This is a genomic window from Pseudomonas sp. Marseille-Q5117 (assembly GCF_946901175.1).
GTDB classification, from domain to species: Bacteria; Pseudomonadota; Gammaproteobacteria; order Pseudomonadales; family Pseudomonadaceae; genus Aquipseudomonas; species Aquipseudomonas iranensis.
Genome location: NZ_CAMPPP010000005.1, coordinates 39,106 through 60,557, shown reverse-complemented (window position 1 = coordinate 60,557; position 21,452 = coordinate 39,106). Strand labels below are relative to the sequence as shown.

Sequence of the window (21,452 nt, the reverse complement as noted above, 5' to 3'; positions counted from 1 at the left end):
CGAGCAAGCTAGCTCCGGCAGTGCGTCTACACTTCTGAAACCCTTTTGGAAGCAAGCTTGCTCCCAAAAGGGATTGTTTTTAGTGAAATCAGGAGTGGCTGATGTCTTCCAGCGTTGCCCTGCGGTTGCCGTCCATTGATGGCTTGTTGCGTCACCCGGCGTGCGCGCCGTTGGCCGAGCGCTACGGCCGGGATTCTTTGCTGACGGGCCTGCGTCAGTTGCTCGATGAGCTGCGGCCCGGCGTGTTGAGCGGGCAATTGGCAGCGGTGGAGATCGGCGCCGAAGTGCTCGCCGGGCGCGTCGGCGAACGCTTGGCGCAGCAACAACGCAGCCAGGTTCGGCGGGTATTCAACCTGACCGGCACGGTGCTGCACACCAATCTCGGCCGCGCCTTGCTGCCCGAGGAAGCCATCGAAGCGGTGCAAATGGCCGCACGTTATCCGCTCAATCTCGAGTTCGACCTGGCCAGCGGCAAGCGCGGTGATCGTGACGATCTGATCGAAGGCCTGATCCGCGAACTGACCGGCGCCGAAGCGGTGACTGTGGTCAATAACAATGCCGCTGCCGTGCTGCTGACCCTCAACAGCCTCGGCGCGCGCAAGGAAGGCATCATCTCGCGTGGTGAGCTGATCGAGATCGGCGGCGCCTTCCGCATCCCCGACATCATGGCCCGCGCCGGCGTGCGGCTGCATGAAGTCGGCACCACCAATCGCACCCATGCTCGCGACTACGAAGCGGCGATCAGCCCACGCAGCGGTTTGATCATGCGTGTGCATGCGAGCAACTACAGCATCGAAGGCTTCACCGCGCGGGTGCCGACTGCGGAACTGGCCGAGTTGGCGCACGCCCATGGCTTGCCGTTGCTGGAAGATCTGGGCAGCGGCAGTCTGCTCGACCTGACGCGCTGGGGCCTGCCGGCGGAACCGACGGTGCGTCAGGCCTTGCTCGAAGGCGCCGACATCGTCACCTTCAGCGGCGACAAATTGCTCGGCGGGCCGCAGGCCGGGTTGATCGTCGGGCGCAAAGAGCTGATCGCGAAGATCAAGAAAAATCCACTGAAACGCGCGCTGCGGGTCGACAAGTTGACCTTGGCAGCGCTAGAGGCGGTGCTCGGTCTGTACCGCGACCCTGATCGCCTCGCCGAACGACTGCCGAGCCTGCGCCTGCTGACTCGGCCGCAAGCCGAGATCTTCGCCCAAGCGGCGCGTTTGCAACCGTTGCTCGCCGATGTGTTGGGCGAGGTCTGGCAGGTCAGTGCAGTCGAGGCGTTGGGCATGATCGGCAGTGGCAGCCAACCGGTGGCGCGTCTGCCGAGCGCTGCGCTGTGTTGTCGCCCGCAAGTGTCCAAGCGCTGGCGCGGGCGTTATCTGCTCAATCTCGAAGCGGCGTTGCGCGGTTTGCCGGTCCCGGTACTCGGCCGGATCGGCGACGATGCGCTGTGGCTGGATCTACGCCAGCTCGACGATGAGCCAGCGTGGCTGGCGCAGCTGGCGCAATTGCAGGTCGACCGGTGATCGTCGGCACGGCGGGGCACATCGACCACGGCAAGACCTCGCTGTTGCAGGCGCTGACCGGGCAAACCGGCGACCGCCGCCCGCAGGAGCGCGAACGCGGCATGACCATCGACCTCGGTTATCTCTACGCCGAGCTAAAAGCGGGCGCCGGGCTGACCGGCTTCATCGACGTGCCGGGGCACGAAAAATTCACCCACAACATGCTCGCCGGCGCGCAGGGCATCGATTTGGTATTGCTGGTGGTCGCGGCCGATGACGGGGTGATGCCGCAGACGCGAGAACATCTGGCGATCGTCGAACTGCTCGGCATCCCGCGCGCGCTGGTGGCGATCACCAAGTGCGACCGCGCTGGAACGGGCAGGGTGGAAGAGGTGCAGCGTCAGGTGCTCGACCTGCTCGCGCCCGGACCATTTGCTGATGCGCCGATTTTTACCGTGTCGAGCATGAACGGGCAGGGCGTCGATGAGTTGCGCGCGGCGTTATTGCAGGCGCACAACGAGGTGCAGGCGCGCGGTTGTGAGGGCGGCTTTCGTCTGGCGATCGATCGGGCATTCAGCGTCGCGGGCGCGGGGATTGTGGTCACGGGCACGGCGCTGTCCGGCACGGTTGCGGTTGGCGACAAACTTGTCTTGGGGGCTGCCGGCAAATCGGTGCGCATCCGTGGTCTGCACGCGCAAAACCAGGCCGCTGAACGAGCCTTCGCTGGCCAACGCGTGGCATTGAACCTCAGCGGCGATCGTCTGGAACTGGCGCAGATCCACCGTGGTCACTGGCTGCTGGCCGATTGGCTGCATGCCCCGACCCAGCGCATCGATATCGACTTTCAGCTGTTGCCCGGCGAGCGCACCTTCGAACACTTCCACCCGGTGCATCTGCACCTTGGCACCCAGGATGTCATTGCCCGGGTCGCCTTGCTGCAAGGCCCGCGCCTGATTCCCGGCGAGCGCATGTTCGCGCAACTGCTGATCAACGCGCCGGTGCACGCGGTGAAGGGTGATCGGCTGATCCTGCGCGACTCCAGTGCCCAGCGGACCCTCGGCGGCGGCACAGTGCTCGACCCGTTCGCCCCGGCGCGCCAACGCCGCAGCCCGGAACGCCTCGCGCAACTGCAAACCCTCGCTCTGAGTGTCAGCCTCGAACAAGCCTTGCCAGCGCTGCTCAACCACAGCCCCGGCGGCCTCGACCCGCAACGCCTCGAACGCCAGTTCAACCGTCCGCGCGCGCAGTGGTCGCTGGCCGAGAACATCCGCCTGGTCGATACCCGTCAAGGCGCGCTGCTGTTCAACGTCCAGCGCTGGGGCCAGTTGAAATTCACCTTGCTCGAACAACTGGCGCGATTCCACGAACAGGAACCCGACCAGATGGGCCCTGACCGCGATCGCCTGCGACGCTTCAGCGCTCTGGCACTGGAACGCTCGACCTTCATCAGCCTGCTCGACGAACTGCTCGGCGCCGGCTCGATCCTCGCCAGCGGCCCATGGCTGCACCTGCCCGATCATCAAGTGCGCCTGAGTGCCGACGACGAAATCCTCTGGCAGCAATTACAGCCCTTATTCGAACAGGCCGGTTTCGACCCGCCTTGGGTACGTGATGCCGCGAAGAAGCTTGGCGAAGAAGACGCCAGCGTCCGCCTGCTACTGCGCAAACTCGCGCGACTAGGCCTGATGCACCAAGTGGTGCGCGACCTGTTCATCAGCGACATCGCCCTGCGGCAAATGGCGGCGCTGCTGCTGAAACTCGCCGGAGAAAATCCGGCGATCGAAGTGACAACCTTCCGCGATGCGCTAGGCTTGGGACGCAAACGCTGTATTCAGTATCTGGAATATTTCGACCGACTCGGCCTGACCCGCCGCCTCGGCGAATCCCGCCAGATCCGCCCCGACAACGCGTTGGCCAACGCCGACGCAACCTGAGTTCAGGAAGACAATCGCGCCCGGTGGCGCGGCCGGGCTTCAAACCCGGTTGGGGACGGCATCCGTTCCCGGGCAGGTTCGACTCCGGCTGTCTTCCGCCAGTCTCCCAAAAGCAAAGATCGCAGCCTTCGGCAGGTTCTACATCGATTTGTGGAGCTGCCGAAAGCTGCGATCTTTTGATTTTCGGTGATACGAGAAGGTTAGAGATTACGCTGCGCTTCCATCCGGTCATGCAAGATTCTGATTATCGCGATCCCATAGGCGGTGATTCGAAAATAAATCACGTGACTCTCCACGCTGCAGCGTCGGTATCCGGGGCGGATCGCGTCGCATGCGGGTGCTGTTTTGGGACGATCAGCCAACTGCTCGAAAGACGCAGTCAGGATGTCGATGTAGCGATTGGCCTGATCCAAACCCCATTGTTGAGCTGTATAGGTCCAGATAGCCTCAAGATCCGCTTCGGCGGCGGGGGTAAGTCGGTATTCAGCCATGCGCCCTCAACATTCTCTTTTTGAAAGCATCAGCATCGAATGGCCGGGGGGCACCACTGGATTCTCCTTCTCGAAGGGCTGCGCGGACGGTTTCCAGTTCAGCGTTTCGCTCTTGCTCTCGACGGATCAAATCGCGGATATATTCGCTGTCGTTGGTGTAATGTCCCGCTTCTATTTGAGCTTTGATCCAATGGTCTTGCTGGTCAGTCACGGTTATGGTTTTTCGTACGGTAGCCATGGTCGGGCCTTTTGCGGGTGGGGAACTTTGCGCAAATTATCATACTAATGGTGCGCTAGCGAGTATGAGCCTAGCCGTTACAAGAACGAATCACAGCCTTCGGCAGCTCATGCGTATATCACTCGAACTGCCGCAGGCTGCATTTTCAGACCCGCAACCGAATCTGCTGCCCGAGCACATCCATCGGGTTAAATAATCCGTCCCCTTTGTGATCGCGAGCAGGGTCGCTACCACAGGTTCCTTCAGTGGTCGCAAAGTTTGCGTCCGACCAGGATCAATGTGGGAGCGAGCCTGCTCGCGAAGAGGCCGGCACGGGCATCGCATAACTCAGCCGGCCCGCATTACCCCGGCAACTCCAGATTATCCAGCACCCGATTCACCGCCAATTCTCCGAGCATGATCAACTGCGCAATCCCCATAAGCGTCCGCCGCTGCGATGGCTTTACCAGCCCGGCGAATTCCTGGGCGATGGTTTTGGCGGACGCGAGGGTTTCGCAGGCGTTGGCCAGCAGATCCTCGTTTTTGGTGTCGGCGGTGACGGCGTACATGGCGCGGGGACTGAACGGCGGTGGGGTCGAGCCGGGTGGGCAGAGGTAGTGGTCGAGAGCGCGGTCGGCGGCTTCGTGGAGTTTTTTTGAATCGAGGGATTCGTAGGGGAGGTGGGGTCGGTTTCGGGTGGGTTGGGTGTGGGTTTGATCATGGTAAAGCTCCTTGAGAAGTGGAGCCGTCAGCCTTCGCTGCTAAACGAAGAGGGTGGCGGCTTTACGCGGGTTAGCAGACCAGGCTCAAGGATCCCGGCGCACCGAAGTGCCCCACGCAAGCCGCCATAAAAGAGAGGCGGAGCCAGCGTGCCTTGAAAATTTGTCGGGCTGCTAAACCCGGTCACTGAACATTCAGCGACCGCACCACAATAGAACCCGCCCCCAAGGCGCACAAGCCGGCGGATTCTGGCTTGGCTGTAGGCAATGGCGCAAGGATTTGTAGTCTTGAGACCGTGTCAGCAGGTGTCTTTTAAACAGCTTCGTTTAACTCGAAGGATCGTGCTTCCTGATGGCCTCCTCGCGAGCAGGCTCCCACATTTGACCGCATTCCAAATGTAGTACCGAGCTTGCTAAGAGGATGGTCAATGTGAACAGCGAATAGCTACGACTCTCTGCATCACCGCGGCAAATCCAGATTATCCAGAGCCTGATTTGCTGCTCAGATAAATAAATGCATCCATTTTTCTCAGCGACTGAACCAACAGATGAGAGCGCAAAGTTCACGATTCAACAACCAGAGTGTCATTCAACAACATTTCGGGCTACCGTATATCATGGCGTTCATTGTGCGACATGAAAACGACTTCGATAGGTCTGAGCCTTACCACTTTATAATTAACGGATAAAGTGCGGTCATAATTCTCTCCGATTGTTTAATCAATCCCTGTTACAACCATAACTTGTCGATGCTGAGTTGATTCGGGTACGATAATTTTTATGAAATTATTGTTGCTAAATCGTGTTGCCCACGCTCCACCTGGAGGGAAGGCAATTGTTGGCCCCCACGAGTCGGTCATGGGTTGAGGTATATGTGTTCTGAGTAGATAATAAAGATGGTCTGTGTCAAACGTATATCTGTCTGGTATCGACCTCATCCACGCTTCCGCTGCATCAACATTATAAGCCCCGGCAGGAGAGACAATTAGTTGATAGACGCCGGAGCAAGTTACGTCATATGAGACTGTCGCACCAAGCTTATCGGTAGCCGTTATGGTGGTAGTTTTAACCCTCGTACAGTTCGATTTCGTAATTGGTCCATTGGTTGTGGCAACTCGGGTGTCTGAAGATGAATAAGTGTACGGGGGCATACCCCCTTGAGCTTCTCTTTTGGCGAAACTACCTTGGGCGTCAACGCCATTTTTTGCCCAGCCCGCGTATCTGATATCAAGTCCATTTAGAATCATGGTTTTTTGATCGATCGATAACTCTTGGTTCACTGTAAAAATAAATGGAGGATCTGATACTGGACTGCTGCCATACAGTGCCTTGGCAGTAAAGCTGTGCGCCGCAACACTTAACGCAGAAACGAGCAAGGTCCAGATGCCTGTTACCGGGTCGGCGGTCGGTTGACCTTTTGAAGTAGTGCCATCCAGCACATCGACTTTCTGACCTTTGGCGGCAACACCGCTCAGCGTCACGGCGGTCTCGACGGTGGTGCTGCCGTTGGGAATGTCGGCGCCACTGGGTGAGCCTTTTGCCGAAGTGATAGTGGGCGCAGTGGCAGCCGTCACGGTCAACTTCCAGACCACAGAGGTTTGTCCCGAACCATACAAAGCTTTGGCGGTGAAATTGTGCTCGGCAGCCGTCAGTGCAGAAATGAGCAATGTCCAGATGCCCGTTATCGGGTCGGCGGTCGGCTGACCTTTTGACGTGGTGCCGTCCAGCACATCGACTTTCTGCCCTTTGGCAGCGACACCGCTGAGCGTTATTTCAGTTTCGACGGTGGTGCCGCCGTTGGGAATGTCGGCGCCACTGGGTGAGCCTTTTGCCGAAGCGATCGTGGGTGCAGTAGCAGCCGTCACGGTCAACTTCCAGGCCGTAGAGGTTTGTCCTTGGCCATACAAGGCTTTGGCGGTAAAACTGTGCTCGGCAGCCGTCAGCGCAGATACGCGCAAGGTCCAGATGCCTGTTACCGGGTCGGCGGTCGGTTGACCTTTTGAAGTAGTGCCGTCCAGCACATCGCCTTTCTGCCATTGGGCAGCGACACCGCTGAGCGTTATTTCAGTTTCGACGGTGGTGCCGCCGTTGGGAATGTCGGCGCCACTGGGTGAGCCTTTTGCCGAAGCGATCGTGGGTGCAGTAGCAGCCGTCACGGTCAGCTTCCATGTGGCAGAGTCATGTGCTTGGACGTACCAAGCTTTGGCGGTGAAATTGTGCTCGGCAGCCGTCAGTGCAGAAACGAGCAATGTCCAGATGCCCGTTATCGGGTCGGCGGTCGGCTGACCTTTTGACGTGGTGCCGTCCAGCACATCGACTTTCTGCCCTTTGGCAGCGACACCGCTGAGCGTTACGTCAGTTTCGACGGTGGTGCTGCCGTTGGGAATGTCGGCGCCACTGGGTGAGCCTTTTGCCGAAGCGATCGTGGGTGCAGTAGCAGCCGTCACGGTCAACTTCCAGGCCGTAGAGGTTTGTCCTTGGCCATACAAGGCTTTGGCGGTAAAACTGTGCTCGGCAGCCGTCAGCGCAGATACGCGCAAGGTCCAGATGCCTGTTACCGGGTCGGCGGTCGGTTGACCTTTTGAAGTAGTGCCATCCAGCACATCGACTTTCTGTCCTTTGGCAGCGACACCGCTGAGCTTTATTTCAGTTTCGACGGTGGTGCTGCCGTTGGGAATGTCGGCGCCACTGGGTGAGCCATTCGCCGAAGTGATAGTGGGCGCAGTAGCAGCCGCCACGGTCAACTTCCATGTTGCAGAGGTTTGTCCTTGGCCATACAAAGCTTTGGCGGTGAAATTGTGCTCGGCAGCCGTCAGCGCAGAAACGAGCAATGTCCAGATGCCCGTTACCGGGTCGGCTGTCGGTTGACCTTTTGAAGTGGTGCCGTCCAGCACATCGACTTTCTGCCCTTTGGCAGCGACACCGCTGAGCGTTACGTCAGTTTCGACGGTGGTGCTGCCGTTGGGAATGTCGGCGCCACTGGGTGAGCCTTTTGCCGAAGCGATCGTGGGTGCAGTAGCAGCCGTCACGGTCAACTTCCAGGCCGTAGAGGTTTGTCCTTGGCCATACAAGGCTTTGGCGGTAAAACTGTGCTCGGCAGCCGTCAGCGCAGATACGCGCAAGGTCCAGATGCCTGTTACCGGGTCGGCGGTCGGTTGACCTTTTGAAGTAGTGCCATCCAGCACATCGACTTTCTGTCCTTTGGCAGCGACACCGCTGAGCTTTATTTCAGTTTCGACGGTGGTGCTGCCGTTGGGAATGTCGGCGCCACTGGGTGAGCCTTTCGCGTAAGTGATAGTGGGCGCAGTAGCAGCCGCCACGGTCAACTTCCATGTTGCAGAGGTTTGTCCTTGGCCATACAAAGCTTTGGCGGTGAAATTGTGCTCGGCAGCCGTCAGTGCAGAAATGAGCAATGTCCAGATGCCCGTTATCGGGTCGGCGGTCGGCTGACCTTTTGACGTGGTGCCGTCCAGCACATCGACTTTCTGCCCTTTGGCAGCGACACCGCTGAGCGTTACGTCAGTTTCGACGGTGGTGCTGCCGTTGGGAATGTCGGCGCCACTGGGTGAGCCTTTTGCCGAAGCGATCGTGGGTGCAGTAGCAGCCGTCACGGTCAACTTCCAGGCCGTAGAGGTTTGTCCTTGGCCATACAAGGCTTTGGCGGTAAAACTGTGCTCGGCAGCCGTCAGCGCAGATACGCGCAAGGTCCAGATGCCTGTTACCGGGTCGGCGGTCGGTTGACCTTTTGAAGTAGTGCCATCCAGCACATCGACTTTCTGTCCTTTGGCAGCGATACCGGTGATCGTTACTTCAGTTTCGACGGTGATGCCGCCGTTGGAAATATCGTCGCCACTGGGTGAGCCGGTAATTTTTGAGATGACGGGCTTGTCATCTGCGACGTTCCCGACGACCGTGGCAGAGGCGGCTCTCGATTGTCCAATGACCTCCTCATCCCTAATGAGCACAAAGGAAACTTGCAATCGGCTCCCCGATACAACTCGTGAATTAGGAACCTCGACAATACAAGGGAACAAAGTATTGAACCGCTCCTCAATCGTACCCTCATACTCTTCCTCTGCATCAGGATTAGTAGAGCGATAAGTTACTTTCACTTTATCGCCCTTCTGATAAACAGGGGCGTGCGGGATGATTACTACGAAAAGCGGCCCGCCGTTAAGCTTGTCGCGGTCAACGATTGTAGGATCATCCGTGTCTTCGTCTTGATCTTCGCGCAAGATCGGCATTTCCAGAAACACCCGCTCAAGATCAATATTCGCGTAAATAACCTTCGACCAACGATGGTTATGGGTGAAGTTACCAAGTTGATCGCGAACCCTGTATCTGAACGGGCAGTTGTCCAGGCTGCCGACCCACTCGAACATGGTCCGGTCAATCAGTGCGGAGAATGATGCGCCGACATCGTCGGGGTCTAACTTGACAGTGAATTGCTCGCCGTTGATGTCCAGGGTGATCGTGTCGTAGGCCTTCATGTGCGAATAGGTGTAAGTGGCAAGGACACCGGCCTCGACCTCGTCTTTGCCGATCAGTGCCGGATTACCCAGTTCGGTCGGCAGGCTCAACTGTAGCCCAGGGTGCGCACCGGTGCCCGGCACGTCATTGCCGCCGGGCAGCGTTTTGCTGCACAGGACCCATAGCGCGGTTGACGGCGTCTCGTTGCCACCGGGACGACGGGTTTTGTAGAGAATTTCGTTGGTGACGGTGTCCAGCAGGTCGTCCAGGAATACGTTGAAGAACCACACGTCGTCGCGGTTGGCGGGATTGATTGCCACGCCTTCCATTCGGTTGCCATTGAGCCACCAGGAAACTTCGTCTATGTCATTAGGATGATCGGCATCGGCGGGTATCGAATCGATACGCAGGGTGACCGCGCCAGCGAGCACGCCCTGCCTGTTGGTCACAGGTTTGAAAAGGCTGAGAGGTATGCCTTGCACCGGTACTTCTGGTGGCTTTGGGACCTTCTCGCTGATCACATTTGCGGTTGCCGCGGCGATGCGAGGGGGATAGAACGCACGCGTGCTTTTGGATGGGCGTGGCTTGCGCTGTTTTGCCATGGGACACCTTCCTGATGGGCCGGCCAAGAGGGTGCTGACCGCGTGGAGATATCAGATACCCAGCGAGAGGAACTGCCTACTGTCAGATCTGACAGTTGACGGTGGTTTTACGACGAACGGTAGGGCGCAGTGGGTGACAACTCCAGCGGAGAGCTGCTCGCGACTGCAATCAAGTCGACATCTCGGTGACTGACCCACCGCTTTCGCGAGCAGGCTCGCTCCCACAAGTGTTGTGTTTTTTCTGGCAACTCAAACCAAAAGATCGCAGCCTTCGGCAGCTCCTACAAATCGGGGTAGGAGCTGCGGGAGGCTGCGATCTTTTGATCTTGTGCGCCTCAGACCCGCAAACGAATCTGCCGTCCGAGCACATCCATCACGTCACAACCATCGCGCAGCAGCATCGCGGCGGCGTGGGCCAGTTGTTGTACGTCGGCGCCTTTGGCTGAGGCGATGTCCAGGCTGGCGAGGCTTTCCATCATTTGCGTGACGGCGAGGAAGCGGCTGGCGGCGCTGCTGTGCAGGACGTCCAGTGGCGCTTCGGTGGAGACCAGCATGACGGGGATACTGTGTTCGTTGTGGGTCATGGAAATGTGCGAATTCATGCGTCACCCCTCGCGTTAACGACATGCTGACCGGCGATGGCTGCGTGGATCAGGGCGCGGGCGTTGGCGAGCATTTGCTGGCTGGCCCAGCGCAGTGAGCTGCTGTGTTCCGGGCGGATCGCTGTGGGGGCTTGATGGGCGAGGGACTCGGCGCAGTTGAGGTACACGGCCGCGTGTTCGAGGGCGTCGAGGAGCGGGATGTCGGGGCGGACGGTGAAAGGGTGGTGAGGGGTTTGGTCGGGGGGATTGGGCTTTGTGGTTGGATCGGTCATGACGCAGCTCCTTAGACATTTGAAAAAACAATGCACACCTTGGAGGATTGCCGAGCCGTCAAACCCGGTCACGAATGAGTCGTGACAGGGCGCGAGGATAGGGAGTGAGCGTAGGGCAGTCAACCGCTGCGGTTTAGCCGAGTTTGCCGAGATTTCCTGTAGGTGTTTGCCTGCTTGGGATGGCGATCCGGCAGACTGAATTTCGTTGCCCGGATCAATGCTTTCGCGAGCAGGCTCGCTCCCACAGGGGGCACGACTGGCTAGACGCTGTCGTATACCAGTCTGAGCGCCATTGTGGGCTGCTCGGTCTCTCCTAGGTCGCGGTGCAGTTCATAGCTGATTTCGTACTCGGTGTTTATCTCCAGCAGGTTCTGCGAGATGTAAAACAGGAACTGCTTGTTGCGGTTAGCCTTGGTGATTTTGGTGGAGTCTATTTCCTTGCCATCGATTATCAAGGCGACTTGAACGTAATCGTCGCTGTCTTGCACGATGGGGGGATCGACGCAATAAATGATGGCGATTACCTCGATACCGTCTGCGTTGGTCACCTTTTTGAAATGGCTTGGTAAAACCTTTTGCGTCGCCGGTGCGCTCGGCGACCACAACGGGTCTTTAGGGGTGACGTCGATTGCGCCTTCGATTTTGCCGGGGTAATGCTGCGATGGTGCGATTTTACTGGGCATGGAACACCTTCCTGGTGGGATGGCCAGTGAGGGCTGGCCGGGTAAGGAAGATCAGACACCGGTTGTGGGAGTCTGGCTACTGTCAAACCTGACAGGTCTGGGCAGGTTTGCGACGGACGGTAATGGTTTGTTGTGGAGATTGCCCCGAATCCCTGTGGGAGCTGGCTTGCCAGCGATAAGGTCGGCACATCCACAATCTGCGTTGGCTGACCCGGCGCTATCGCTGGCAAGCCAGCTCCCACAGGGTTATCTGCCGAACCAAAGTGTTTCGGGCCAAGAAACCCATGTGGGAGTGCATCTTTGTTGGCGTGGGTGGTTCAGAAACCCAGCGGGTACTGGATGACCACGTAAATCCGGTCAATATCATCGCCAGCCTGTGCTTCGTTGGCGCGGTGGGTGACGTGCGACAGTTGCACCGACAGATCCTTCGCGGCGCCGGACTGGACGACATATTTCAGGTCGATATCGCGTTCCCAGTGTTTGCCGCCGCTGCCCTGTTGCGGTTGATAGTCGCCGCTGTCGGCGTCGAACGGGTTGTAGGCGCCGCCCCTCGGCGCGTGCGTGCCGTCGATGTGGTTGCCGCTGACGTAGCGGGTCATGAAGTTCAGGCCGGGGATGCCGAAGGCGCCGAGGTCGAGGTCGTAGCGGGCTTGCCAGGAGCGTTCGTTGGCGCCGTTGAAATCGGCGTATTTGATCGAGTTGGCGAGGTAGATCGAGTCGCCGCCGACGAAATCGAACGGTGTGTCGCCATTGATCCGTTGCCAGCCGAGCATCACCGCGTGCGCGCCGAAGTTGTATTTGCCGGACAGGCTGAAGGCGCTGTTGTCAATCTCGCCGGCCAGTGCGCGGCCGGTGTCGCGGGTGTGGTAGAGGTTGGCGTCGAGCAGCACGCCGGACTGTTTGAAGTGCAGGTTGCCGTAGTACTGGTGCCAGGTGTCGCTCAGGTCCGAGGCGTAGAGTGCGCCGCCGATGGGGCTTGAGCTGAACAGGTCGGCACCGACGAAGCTGATGCCACCCGCTTCGGTGTTGGCGCCGTAACCGTAGAAATCGCCTTGGCCGGAGGAGCTGTCCTGGTTCTTGAATGCAGTGAAATGCCCGGCGAGCAGATTGACGTTGTCGAGCTCGGCGCTGTTGAGCAAAAAGTCTGTAGCGTATTCCGGTTGCAGGCGTTTGTCGGAGGTGTCGAAGACCGGGGTTTCTACGGTCATTTCTCCGAAGGCGAGGGTGGTTCGCGAGACCTTGAGCTTGAACGCACCGCCAGCGCTGGAATAGTTGTTTTCACTGCGACCATCGCTGTCGACCGGTAACAGACCGGTGCCGGAATGGCCCTTGCCGCCGTCGAGTTTCAGGCCGGCGAAAGCGTGCGCGTCGATGCCGAAACCGACTGTGCCCTCGGTGAAACCGGATGAGAAGTTGCCGATAAAGCCTTGTGCCCACTCCTGTTTGTAGTTTTTCCCGGAGGGCGTGGGCGAGCGGTAGTCGTTGCTGAGGTAGAAGTTGCGCAGCAAGACATCGCTTTTGGCGTCGTCGAAAAAGCCGCTGGCGTGGGCGGTGCCGGTCAGACCGCAGAGCATGGCGAGCAGGGTGAGGCGGGAGGGGGCGCGGTTGATCATGGTCAGGGCCGGTGGTCATCAGGATGGCGCTGATGATCGGCGGATTGGCCTGGCAAGGATTGGGCCGGTGTGCTGAGTTGGCAGCCTTCACACCAAACCCTGTGGGAGCGAGCCTGCTCGCGAATGCGGAGTGTCAGTTAACAAAAATGCTGACTGACACAGCGCTTTCGCGAGCAGGCTCGCTCCCACAGTTTGAGTCGGGGTAGTCAGGTAGAACTGTGGCGGCTGTCAGGCCGCCATCGCTGGCAAGCCAGCTCCCACAGGGTTTGTGGGAGCTGACACAGTGCATTAAGCCAGCGGCGGTGTACGCGGTGGGATCTGGCGTTTGCTGCCGGTGGATTCGAAGGCGGCGGCGAAGCGCAGCAGGTTCGAGTCGTCGTACGCGCGGCCGGCGAAGGTCAGGCCGACGGGCATGCCGATGTCGGCCATCACGCCCATCGGCACGGTGACGGTTGGCACGCCGAGGTGGCGGATCGCGAGGTTGCCGTTGGCCACCCAGACGCCGTTGCTCCAGGCGATGTCGGCCGAAGCTGGATTGACATCGGCATCCGCCGGGCCGACGTCGGCGACGGTGGGGAACAGCACGGCGTCGAGGCCGAGGCTGTCCATCCAGTCTTCAAGGTCGATGCGTCGGGTCTGCTCCAGACCACGCAAGCCATCAGGCACGGTTGGGATTTCATTCCACGGCGTGATGCCGCGTTCGGCCATGCGCACGTATTCGTCCATGCCGGCGGCCAGATCGCCTTCTCGGTTAGGCAGCGTGCCGGGGTCGTGCGGGAAGATCTTCGGCCCGTCGACGTCAACCAGACGATTAAGCTTCGGATCGCCGTTGGCTTGCAGGAAGTCGTCGAGCGCCCAGGCTGTCAGATCCCACAATTCATGGTGGAGAAATTCTTTCGACACCAGGCCACGGGTGAATACGGTTGGCGCGCCAGGGCGGTCGCCCTCGCAGTTGGAGACCAGCGGGAAATCGGTTTCGACGACTTCAGCGCCAGCGGCTTCCAGGGCCTGACGCGCTTGTTTCCACAAATCGATCACGGACGCGCGGGTGTTGATGCGCTGACCGGTCGGGCCGCCAATGCCGGGAGCTTCGCTGGTGCCGGCGTCAGGGTCGGCGTTGATGTACATGCGCGGGATGGCGAAGCGTCTGCCGGCCAGGGCTTTGGCGTCGGCGGCCAGTTCGCTGTACGCAGCCGGGCGCACTTCGCTGACACGCGGGATCGGCACCCAAGGTTGCAGGCGCCAGAGGTCGCCACGGGTATCGGTATCTTCGGCGACGACCACATCGAGCACTTCGAGCAGGTCGGCCATGGTCCGCGCGAACGGCACGACGACGTCCATGGTCGGGGTCAACGGCCAGTTGCCGCGCACCGAGATTACGCCGCGCGACGGGGTGTAGGCGCACAGGCCGTTGTTCGACGCAGGGCCGCGACCGCTCGACCAGGTTTCCTCGGCCAGGCCGAACGCAGCGAAACTCGCAGCGGTCGCGGTGCCGGCGCCGTTGGACGAGCCGGAGGCGAACGGTGCGGTGAGGTAAGCGGCGTTGTACGGGCTTTCAGCGCGGCCATAGACGCCGCGTTGCATGCCACCATTGGCCATCGGCGGCATGTTGGTCTTGCCCAGGCAGATCGCCCCGGCAGCGCGCAGGCGTTCGATGGTGAAGGCGTCGCGATGGGCGACCAGATCGGCGAACGCCGGACTGCCGGAAGCGGCGGTCAGGCCCTTGACCAGATAGCTGTCCTTGGCGGTGTAGGGGATGCCATCGAGCGGGCCGAGGGTTTCACCGTTGGCGCGGCGGGCATCGGAGGCGCGGGCTTCGTTCAGCGCTTCGGGGTTGCGCACGACGACGGCGTTGAGTGCCGTCGGGGTGTCGGCGCCATCGTAGGCATCAATGCGCGCCAGATAGGCCTGCACCAGTTCCACGGCAGTGGTCTGGCCGGATTCGAGGGCGGCGCGCAGTTGGGCGATGGAGACTTCGGTGACTTCGATCATCGGGTCACCTGTTGAGCGTGGATGTTCTGGGCAGGGGTTTTCATAGCGGTTCTCGTGGCACGGCTTGAAGCGACAAGGTCGGGACTGGCGCCTATTTAACACCATGCGGCGGGCGGAGTAATCGGTGGGGTGATGGTTTTGTTGGTAGATGGCCTGAGCATCCGTGCTGCCTGACCTTGCGCTTTCGCGAGCAGGCTCGCTCCCACACTGGATTTGTGGGCGGGTTGAGATTGAGGATTAACGCAAAGCCCGGTGGGAGCGAGCCTGCTCGCGAAGGCGCCGGCAGATTCAAAAGGGTCTTGGCCCTGAAATACTGCTTTCGCGAGCAGGCTCGCTCCCACAGTGTGTTGTGTAAACCGATAATCCCGCGCCCCACAGGAAGACCGGCGCAACATGTTCTAGGCTCAGCGCATCCCGAATGCTGCACCGCTCAGGAATGTTGCCATGGAAGATAAGCCGCTGATTGCCTTCAACAGTTCCAAAGCCTTGCTAGACGTACTGATCCGCGCCGGGTTGATCGCGACCCTGGTGCTGTTCTGCTACGACATTTTCCATCCGTTTCTCAATGTGATGCTGTGGGCGCTGATCCTCGCGGTCACGCTGTATCCGCTGAACCAGAAACTCGGCGCCAAACTCGGCAACCGCTACGGTTGGGCGGCGATTGTGCTGGTATTGCTGGGGCTGGTGATCCTGATGGTGCCGCTGAGTCTGCTCGGCGCATCCGTGGCCGATTCGGTGAAGGTGGGCATGCAAACCGTGGAAGCGGGGCAGTTCGAGATTCCGCCGCCACCCGCCAATGTCGCCGACTGGCCGCTGATCGGCGCGCCGTTGTATGGCATCTGGATGCACGCTTCGCAGGACCTGAGCTGGGTGTTCAAGGAACTGGCGCCGCACCTGACCAGTTGGGGCCGGGTGCTGTTGCATCAGGCCGCCGGCGTTGGCGCAGGCATCGTGGTGTTTGTCGCCGCGCTGATCGTCGCCGGACTGATCATGACCCACGGCGAACGCGGCCATCGCACAGCGGTGGCGATCACCACGCGGATTTCCGGCCCGGTGCGTGGCCCGCAGATCGCGCAACTGTGCACCTCGACCATTCGCGCGGTGGCGCAGGGCGTGGTCGGTATCGCTTTTATCCAGATGATCTTGATCGGTGTGGCACTGGTAATCATGGGCGTGCCCGCTGCCGGTGTGCTGGCGTTGATGGTGTTGCTGCTGGGCATCATGCAACTGCCGGTGCTGCTGGTTACCGTGCCGGTGGTGGTGTTCGTCTTTGCCCATGATGGCGTCGGCCCCGGCACGATCATTTTCGCCGTGTGGATGGTGATCGCCGGGCTTTCCGACAACGTGCTCAAACCGATGTTGCTCGGCCGTGGCGTGGCCGTGCCGATGCCGGTGGTGCTGATCGGCGCGCTGGGCGGCATGGTCACCAGCGGCATCATCGGCCTGTTCACCGGGCCGGTGATCCTGGCGGTCGGTTATGAATTGTTCATCGGCTGGGTCTATCAGCCGGCCGACGTCAGCGAAGTGCTGGACGAAACCTCTCACAACAATCAGCCATAAGGAACGGCGCATGCGTAACAGGCTGATGGTGCTGGCGATGCTGCTGGCTGCAACACTGTGGTCCGGGCTCGGCCAGGCACTGGAAGACACCACGACAGCAACGGACGAAGCGGTAGAACTGAAAGTGGCCAACCGCAGCATCATGCTGTTTCGCGCAACCATTCTTGGCGAGGCGCCGGCGTCACGGGTCAAGCGGGCGAAGCGGGTGATCAGTGAAGCGCTGGAGGAAGACCCGGAGCTGAAAATCAGCACTGATTCGATCCAGAACAGTTACATGGTGCTGATCGGCAATACCCGTGCGTTTATCGTTGCGCCCAAGGATGTCGACAGCCTGGCGTATTCCTCGGTGCAGGAAGCCGCCGAGGGCGCAGCGGAAAAACTGCGCCAGGTGGTCAACGAGACCCGTGAGGCGCGCAACGTGCAGATGATTGTGCGTTCGCTGGCGCTGGCGGCGGTGGCCACGCTGATCTATCTGACACTGCTGTGGTGCCTGTCATGGCTGCGCCACAAGCTGTTGGCGAAACTGCCGGCGCTGATGGACCGGCACACCAAGGCGCTGAAGGTCGGGCGGGTGCAACTGATCGATTCGAATTTTCTCTACCCGTTGGTCAGCCGCTGTCTGTTGTTCCTGCGCTGGTTGCTGATCCTGCTGCTGACCTACGAATGGCTGGGCTTTGTCCTGTCACGCTTCCCGTATACGCGGCCGTGGGGCGAAAGCCTCAACAACTATCTGGTGGAACTGGCCGGTTATCTGTTGCAGAGCATCGTCGATGCGATACCGGGGCTGGGCGTGGCGCTGGCGATTTTCTTTATCGCCCGGGGCGTGACCGCATTTACCCGACGCATCCTGCGCCGGATGGCCGCGCCGGGGACGTTCAGCTGGCTCAACCATGAAACCCTGCAACCGACGCAACGCCTGACCGCACTGGCAGTCTGGCTGTTTGCGCTGGCGATGGCTTATCCCTATCTGCCGGGCGCCGGGACCGATGCGTTCAAAGGCTTGTCGGTGCTGATCGGCCTGATGATATCCCTCGGCGCCACCAGCGTCGTCGGGCAAGCGGCGGCCGGGTTGATCCTGACCTACACGCGGACTTTGCGCCCCGGCGAGTTTGTCAGGATCGGCGAGTACGAAGGCACCGTCACCGAGCTGGGCATGTTCACCACGCGGATTCGCACCGGCCTCGGTGAAGTGCTGACGCTGCCCAACTCGATGATCACCGGCACCGTGACCAAGAACTACTCGCGCACCGTGCAAGGCCCGGGCTACGTGGTCGACACGGTAGTGACCATCGGCTATGACACGCCGTGGCGCCAGGTCGAAGCGATGTTGCTGGAGGCGGCGAAACGCACGCCGGGCGTGCTCGAAGACCCGCCGGCGCAGGTGTTCCAGACCGCGCTGTCGGACTTCTATCCCGAGTATCGACTGGTGGCCCAGGCCATCCCCAGTCAGCCACGTCCGCGCGCGGTGTTGCTGAGCATGCTCCACGCCAATATTCAGGACGTATTCAACGAATACGGCGTGCAGATCATGTCGCCGCATTACCTGGGCGATCCGCAGCAGGAAAAGCGCGTGCCGCCGGAGCAGTGGTTCACCGCACCGGCGCAGGCGCCGAAGGATGAGTGATCCCTAGAATCGCCAGACCACGCCGCCGCCCAGCACATGCAGGGCGGCGTTTTTGTATTCGCCGGAAACCGAGCCGCCGGAGCGCGCTTTGGTCTGTTGCACGTCCATGTCGCCGAGGTAGATCAGTGTGTAGCTCATGTGCACATCGACATCGTCCTGCAATGCATAGCTGACCCCGGTCGCCAGGCGCCACGCTTCGTTCATCGGGTTGTCGACCGTGCGATCCTTGTCATCCACTGCCGAGGAGTCGTAACCGAGGCCGACGTTCCAGCGCAGTTTCGGGTTGATCTGGTGCTGCGCGCCGATCGAGGCATGCCAGGTGTCCTTGTATTGCCGCTGCGCAGTTCTGGAAGTCGAGCCCAGGTCGGTATCGACTTCCACGCCGACCTTGCCGAAATCGCTCCAGTCCTGCCAGCCGAGGCTGCCGAGCAGCGTCCACTGCGGATCGAGCTGGTAGGACACGCTGGTGGTGACGGTCTGCGGCACGTTCATGTCGACGTTCAGCTGATCGGCGTCAAGACGGTTGAGCGCCAGACGCAGCAGCGGATTGGTGATTTTCTTCAGCTCGGGTTTGTCTTCGAATTTGAGCTTGATCTTGCTGGTCCAGGCCAGCCCGAGTCTGGTCCGCTCGTTGAGGTTGTAGAGTACGCCGACGTTGGCGCCCGTGCCCCAGTCGGTGTCCTTGTAGCGCAACTGACCATCCTCGGCGTTGCCCAGACCGAGCACGTTATTGTTGACCGCCACTTCGGTGCGGAAGTAGCCAAGCATGAAGCGTGGGCCGAGGCCGACGGACAGGTCGTCGGTGATCTTGTAGGCATAGGTGGGCTGGAATGACACACCGATAATGGCCGACTCCTGAGCGAAATAGCGCCCGGCCCAGTCATCGTCGTAGTCCAGCGCCAGACCGAAATTGCCGTACATGCCGAAGCCGATCGAGGAGCGCTCATCGAGTTGATGGCTGATGAAGAAGCTGGAGCCGGGCAGGTACTTCAAGGCGTTGCCACCTTCGTTGCCGCCGAAGGTATTGGCGTTGTCGCGGGAGAAGCTGACGTCGCCGAGGATCAACTGCGCGTTGAAGTTGATCTGAGTGCCCGCCAGTTGGCTGATGCCCGCCGGGTTGGTCATCAGAATGCTCGGGTCGCTGGCCATGACCGCAGAGCCGGCGTTGGCCAGCCCGGTGCCTTCGTGGCCGGCCTCGTAAATCATGATGCCGCCGGCTTCGGCCTGGAGGCTGGCGAAGAGCAATCCGCCAGCGACCGAACTTTTCATCAGCTTGAACATGTGAACTCCTTGAATGGCATGCGATCCGGTTTCAAGGCTAGCTCAAGCTCGGCGCGGCGTCGGACCGATTGCCGACGCCGCACTGATCAGTCGATGCGCGGATGCTGGAGCGCCAGTTCCTTGCGCTTGGCTTCCAGCGCGGCGATTTCGGCATCGATGTCTTCGATTTTCTGCTCGATGTTGTCGTGGTGTTCCTGCAACAACTCTTTGGCCTCTTCGAGGTCGGAAGCCGCCGGGGCCGCGCCGCGCAAGGGCTTGTTGGCGGTTTCCTTCATCGTCACGCCAGTGACCAGACCGACCACGGCGATGACCATCAGGTAGTAGGCGGGCATGTACAGATCGTTGGTGCTTTCCACCAGCCAGGCCACGGCAGTCGGGGTCAGACCGGCGATCAGCACCGAGACGTTGAAGGCACTGGCCAGCGCGCTGTAGCGGATGTGCGTGGGAAACATCGCCGGCAGGGTCGAGGCCATCACGCCGATGAAGAAATTGAGCAGCACCGCGAGGATCAGCAGGCCGGAGAAGATCAGACCGATGCTGCCGCTGTTGATCAGCATGAATGCCGGAATGGCGAAAATGAACAGGCCAATGCTGCCGACGACGATGAAGGGCTTGCGGCCGATCTTGTCGCTGATGAAACCGATCAGCGGCTGCACGAAGAGCATGCCGACCATGATCGCGATGATGATCAGCACGCCGTGGTTTTCGCTGTAGTGCAGGTTGTGCGTCAGGTAACTCGGCATATAGGTGAGCAGCATGTAATAGGTGACGTTGGTCGCCGCCACCACGCCGATGCAGGTCATCAGGCTGCGCCAGTGTTTGGTCGCAACTTCCTTGAACGACACCTTCGGGCCACCGGCGAGTCCTTCGCGGTCGCCTTGTTCGAGTTTTTCCACGTGCTGCTGGAACGCCGGAGTCTCTTCCAGGGCGTGACGCAGATACAGGCCAATCATGCCCAGCGGCAGGGCGAGGAAGAATGGAATTCGCCAGCCCCATTCTTCGAAGCGCTGTTCACCGAGAATCGTCGAGATCAGCACCACTACACCGGCGCCGAAGACAAACCCGGCGATCGAGCCGAAATCCAGCCAACTGCCGAGGAAGCCGCGCTTACGGTCGGGCGCGTATTCAGCGACGAAGATCGAGGCGCCGGTGTATTCGCCACCGACCGAGAAACCCTGGGCCATTTTCGCCAGCAACAGCAGGATCGGCGCCCAGATGCCGATCGAGGCATAAGACGGAATCAGGCCGATGGCAAAGGTGCTCAGGGACATTATGACGATGGTCGCGGCGAGGACTTTCTGCCGTCCGTATTTATCGCCGAGCGCACCGAAGAACAAACCGCCAAGCGGACGGATGAGGAAGGGCACGGAGAAGGTCGCCAGCGCGGCGATCATTTGCACGCCGGGATCGGCGCCGGGGAAGAAGACCTTGCCGAGCACATAAGCGACAAAGCCGTAGACGCCAAAGTCGAACCATTCCATGGCGTTGCCCAGTGCGGCGGCGGTGATCGCCTTGCGCATCTTGGCGTCGTCGACAATGGTGATGTCTTTCAAACCGATCGGTTTGACGGTGTTCTTGCGTGATTTCATTGCGCTGTTCCCGCTTGCTGATCCAGATTACCGCTGCGATGCCATCTCCATGATGGCGCCGGCTCTTCTGGCTCAGATACATGCGGACACGAAATAATTCACCGATGGCAGAATTAATTTCCCGCCCGCCGCAAATCCTCCGTACCCCCCGTGGGAGCGAGCCTGCTCGCGAAGGCGGCGCTACATTCAACATCGCAGTCGCCTGACCCGACGCTTTCGCGAGCAAGCTCGCTCCCACAGTGGATCTGTGTTGTGCCGGGATTTTTTGCACGCCGCCGAATCTTGTGGGAGTGAGCTTGCTCGCGAAGAG

At 60.2% G+C, this 21,452-nt stretch carries 14 protein-coding genes, 1 tRNA gene and 1 pseudogene; 5 read left to right on the top strand and 11 right to left on the bottom strand.

The window, feature by feature from the left end:
* Nucleotides 1-101 precede the first annotated feature (101 nt).
* From selA to OC605_RS10480, 3 genes are all read left to right on the top strand, one after another.
* Nucleotides 102-1,514, top strand: a complete 1,413-nt coding sequence (gene selA, locus OC605_RS10490) for an L-seryl-tRNA(Sec) selenium transferase (RefSeq protein WP_262136939.1) — start codon at nucleotides 102-104, stop codon at nucleotides 1,512-1,514.
* Nucleotides 1,511-3,427, top strand: coding sequence for a selenocysteine-specific translation elongation factor (gene selB / locus OC605_RS10485; protein WP_262137232.1), 1,917 nt, complete (start codon nucleotides 1,511-1,513; stop codon nucleotides 3,425-3,427). The genes selA and selB overlap by 4 nt, the downstream gene beginning before the upstream one ends.
* A 5-nt stretch (nucleotides 3,428-3,432) precedes the next feature.
* Nucleotides 3,433-3,528 (top strand) — tRNA-Sec (locus tag OC605_RS10480).
* Nucleotides 3,529-3,627: 99 nt separating this feature from the next.
* On the opposite strand, the gene OC605_RS10475 is transcribed toward OC605_RS10480, so the two are convergent.
* The 9 genes and pseudogenes from OC605_RS10475 to OC605_RS10435 all read right to left on the bottom strand — a co-directional run bounded on the left by OC605_RS10475 (nucleotide 3,628) and on the right by OC605_RS10435 (nucleotide 15,088).
* A complete protein-coding gene (locus OC605_RS10475; RefSeq protein ID WP_016770737.1) occupies nucleotides 3,628-3,918 on the bottom strand; it encodes a type II toxin-antitoxin system RelE/ParE family toxin in 291 nt (96 codons plus the stop codon).
* Nucleotides 3,911-4,156 carry a type II toxin-antitoxin system ParD family antitoxin gene (locus OC605_RS10470; RefSeq protein WP_016770738.1) on the bottom strand — a complete coding sequence of 82 codons (246 nt, stop codon included), beginning with the start codon at nucleotides 4,154-4,156 and terminating at the stop codon, nucleotides 3,911-3,913. The genes OC605_RS10475 and OC605_RS10470 overlap by 8 nt, the downstream gene beginning before the upstream one ends.
* A gap of 341 nt (nucleotides 4,157-4,497) precedes the next feature.
* Nucleotides 4,498-4,856: pseudogene (locus tag OC605_RS10465) on the bottom strand (DUF6124 family protein).
* A 714-nt stretch (nucleotides 4,857-5,570) separates the two neighbouring features.
* Nucleotides 5,571-9,926, bottom strand: a complete 4,356-nt coding sequence (locus tag OC605_RS10460) for a hypothetical protein (RefSeq protein ID WP_262136936.1) — start codon at nucleotides 9,924-9,926, stop codon at nucleotides 5,571-5,573.
* Nucleotides 9,927-10,261: 335 nt separating this feature from the next.
* Nucleotides 10,262-10,528: a short-chain dehydrogenase gene (locus OC605_RS10455; protein ID WP_186569640.1), complete on the bottom strand. Its 267-nt coding sequence runs from the start codon at nucleotides 10,526-10,528 to the stop codon at nucleotides 10,262-10,264.
* A complete protein-coding gene (locus tag OC605_RS10450; protein WP_262136933.1) occupies nucleotides 10,525-10,800 on the bottom strand; it encodes a DUF3077 domain-containing protein in 276 nt (91 codons plus the stop codon). The genes OC605_RS10455 and OC605_RS10450 overlap by 4 nt, the downstream gene beginning before the upstream one ends.
* A gap of 260 nt (nucleotides 10,801-11,060) precedes the next feature.
* Nucleotides 11,061-11,483 carry a hypothetical protein gene (locus OC605_RS10445; protein WP_262136932.1) on the bottom strand — a complete coding sequence of 141 codons (423 nt, stop codon included), beginning with the start codon at nucleotides 11,481-11,483 and terminating at the stop codon, nucleotides 11,061-11,063.
* 317 nt (nucleotides 11,484-11,800) lie between these two features.
* On the bottom strand, nucleotides 11,801-13,096 hold the full coding sequence (locus OC605_RS10440) for an OprD family porin (RefSeq protein ID WP_262136930.1): 1,296 nt from the start codon (nucleotides 13,094-13,096) through the stop codon (nucleotides 11,801-11,803).
* A gap of 288 nt (nucleotides 13,097-13,384) precedes the next feature.
* Nucleotides 13,385-15,088, bottom strand: a complete 1,704-nt coding sequence (locus tag OC605_RS10435) for an amidase (RefSeq protein WP_262136929.1) — start codon at nucleotides 15,086-15,088, stop codon at nucleotides 13,385-13,387.
* 444 nt (nucleotides 15,089-15,532) lie between these two features.
* Between OC605_RS10435 and OC605_RS10430 the strand changes: the two genes are divergently transcribed.
* Both OC605_RS10430 and OC605_RS10425 read left to right on the top strand, forming a co-directional pair.
* A complete protein-coding gene (locus OC605_RS10430) occupies nucleotides 15,533-16,648 on the top strand; it encodes an AI-2E family transporter (protein WP_262136927.1) in 1,116 nt (371 codons plus the stop codon).
* 10 nt (nucleotides 16,649-16,658) lie between these two features.
* A complete protein-coding gene (locus tag OC605_RS10425) occupies nucleotides 16,659-18,272 on the top strand; it encodes a mechanosensitive ion channel family protein (protein WP_262136925.1) in 1,614 nt (537 codons plus the stop codon).
* Nucleotides 18,273-18,275: 3 nt separating this feature from the next.
* Here OC605_RS10425 and OC605_RS10420 read toward each other — a convergent pair whose 3' ends face one another.
* Both OC605_RS10420 and proP read right to left on the bottom strand, forming a co-directional pair.
* Nucleotides 18,276-19,553: an OmpP1/FadL family transporter gene (locus OC605_RS10420; protein WP_410055987.1), complete on the bottom strand. Its 1,278-nt coding sequence runs from the start codon at nucleotides 19,551-19,553 to the stop codon at nucleotides 18,276-18,278.
* 86 nt (nucleotides 19,554-19,639) lie between these two features.
* The gene (gene proP / locus OC605_RS10415) at nucleotides 19,640-21,142 is read right to left on the bottom strand and encodes a glycine betaine/L-proline transporter ProP (protein WP_024013032.1); all 1,503 of its coding nucleotides are present in this window, start codon (nucleotides 21,140-21,142) and stop codon (nucleotides 19,640-19,642) included.
* Nucleotides 21,143-21,452 lie beyond the last annotated feature (310 nt).

Coding starts and splice junctions, on each gene's coding strand:
- OC605_RS10420 (WP_410055987.1), bottom strand. CDS start 19,553: ATGTTCAAGCTGATGAAAAGTTCGGTCGCTGGCGGATTGCTCTTCGCC.
- OC605_RS10460 (WP_262136936.1), bottom strand. CDS start 9,926: ATGGCAAAACAGCGCAAGCCACGCCCATCCAAAAGCACGCGTGCGTTC.
- proP (WP_024013032.1), bottom strand. CDS start 21,142: ATGAAATCACGCAAGAACACCGTCAAACCGATCGGTTTGAAAGACATC.
- OC605_RS10435 (WP_262136929.1), bottom strand. CDS start 15,088: ATGATCGAAGTCACCGAAGTCTCCATCGCCCAACTGCGCGCCGCCCTC.
- OC605_RS10475 (WP_016770737.1), bottom strand. CDS start 3,918: ATGGCTGAATACCGACTTACCCCCGCCGCCGAAGCGGATCTTGAGGCT.
- OC605_RS10430 (WP_262136927.1), top strand. CDS start 15,533: ATGGAAGATAAGCCGCTGATTGCCTTCAACAGTTCCAAAGCCTTGCTA.
- OC605_RS10470 (WP_016770738.1), bottom strand. CDS start 4,156: ATGGCTACCGTACGAAAAACCATAACCGTGACTGACCAGCAAGACCAT.
- OC605_RS10450 (WP_262136933.1), bottom strand. CDS start 10,800: ATGACCGATCCAACCACAAAGCCCAATCCCCCCGACCAAACCCCTCAC.
- selA (WP_262136939.1), top strand. CDS start 102: ATGTCTTCCAGCGTTGCCCTGCGGTTGCCGTCCATTGATGGCTTGTTG.
- OC605_RS10445 (WP_262136932.1), bottom strand. CDS start 11,483: ATGCCCAGTAAAATCGCACCATCGCAGCATTACCCCGGCAAAATCGAA.
- OC605_RS10425 (WP_262136925.1), top strand. CDS start 16,659: ATGCGTAACAGGCTGATGGTGCTGGCGATGCTGCTGGCTGCAACACTG.
- OC605_RS10440 (WP_262136930.1), bottom strand. CDS start 13,096: ATGATCAACCGCGCCCCCTCCCGCCTCACCCTGCTCGCCATGCTCTGC.
- OC605_RS10455 (WP_186569640.1), bottom strand. CDS start 10,528: ATGAATTCGCACATTTCCATGACCCACAACGAACACAGTATCCCCGTC.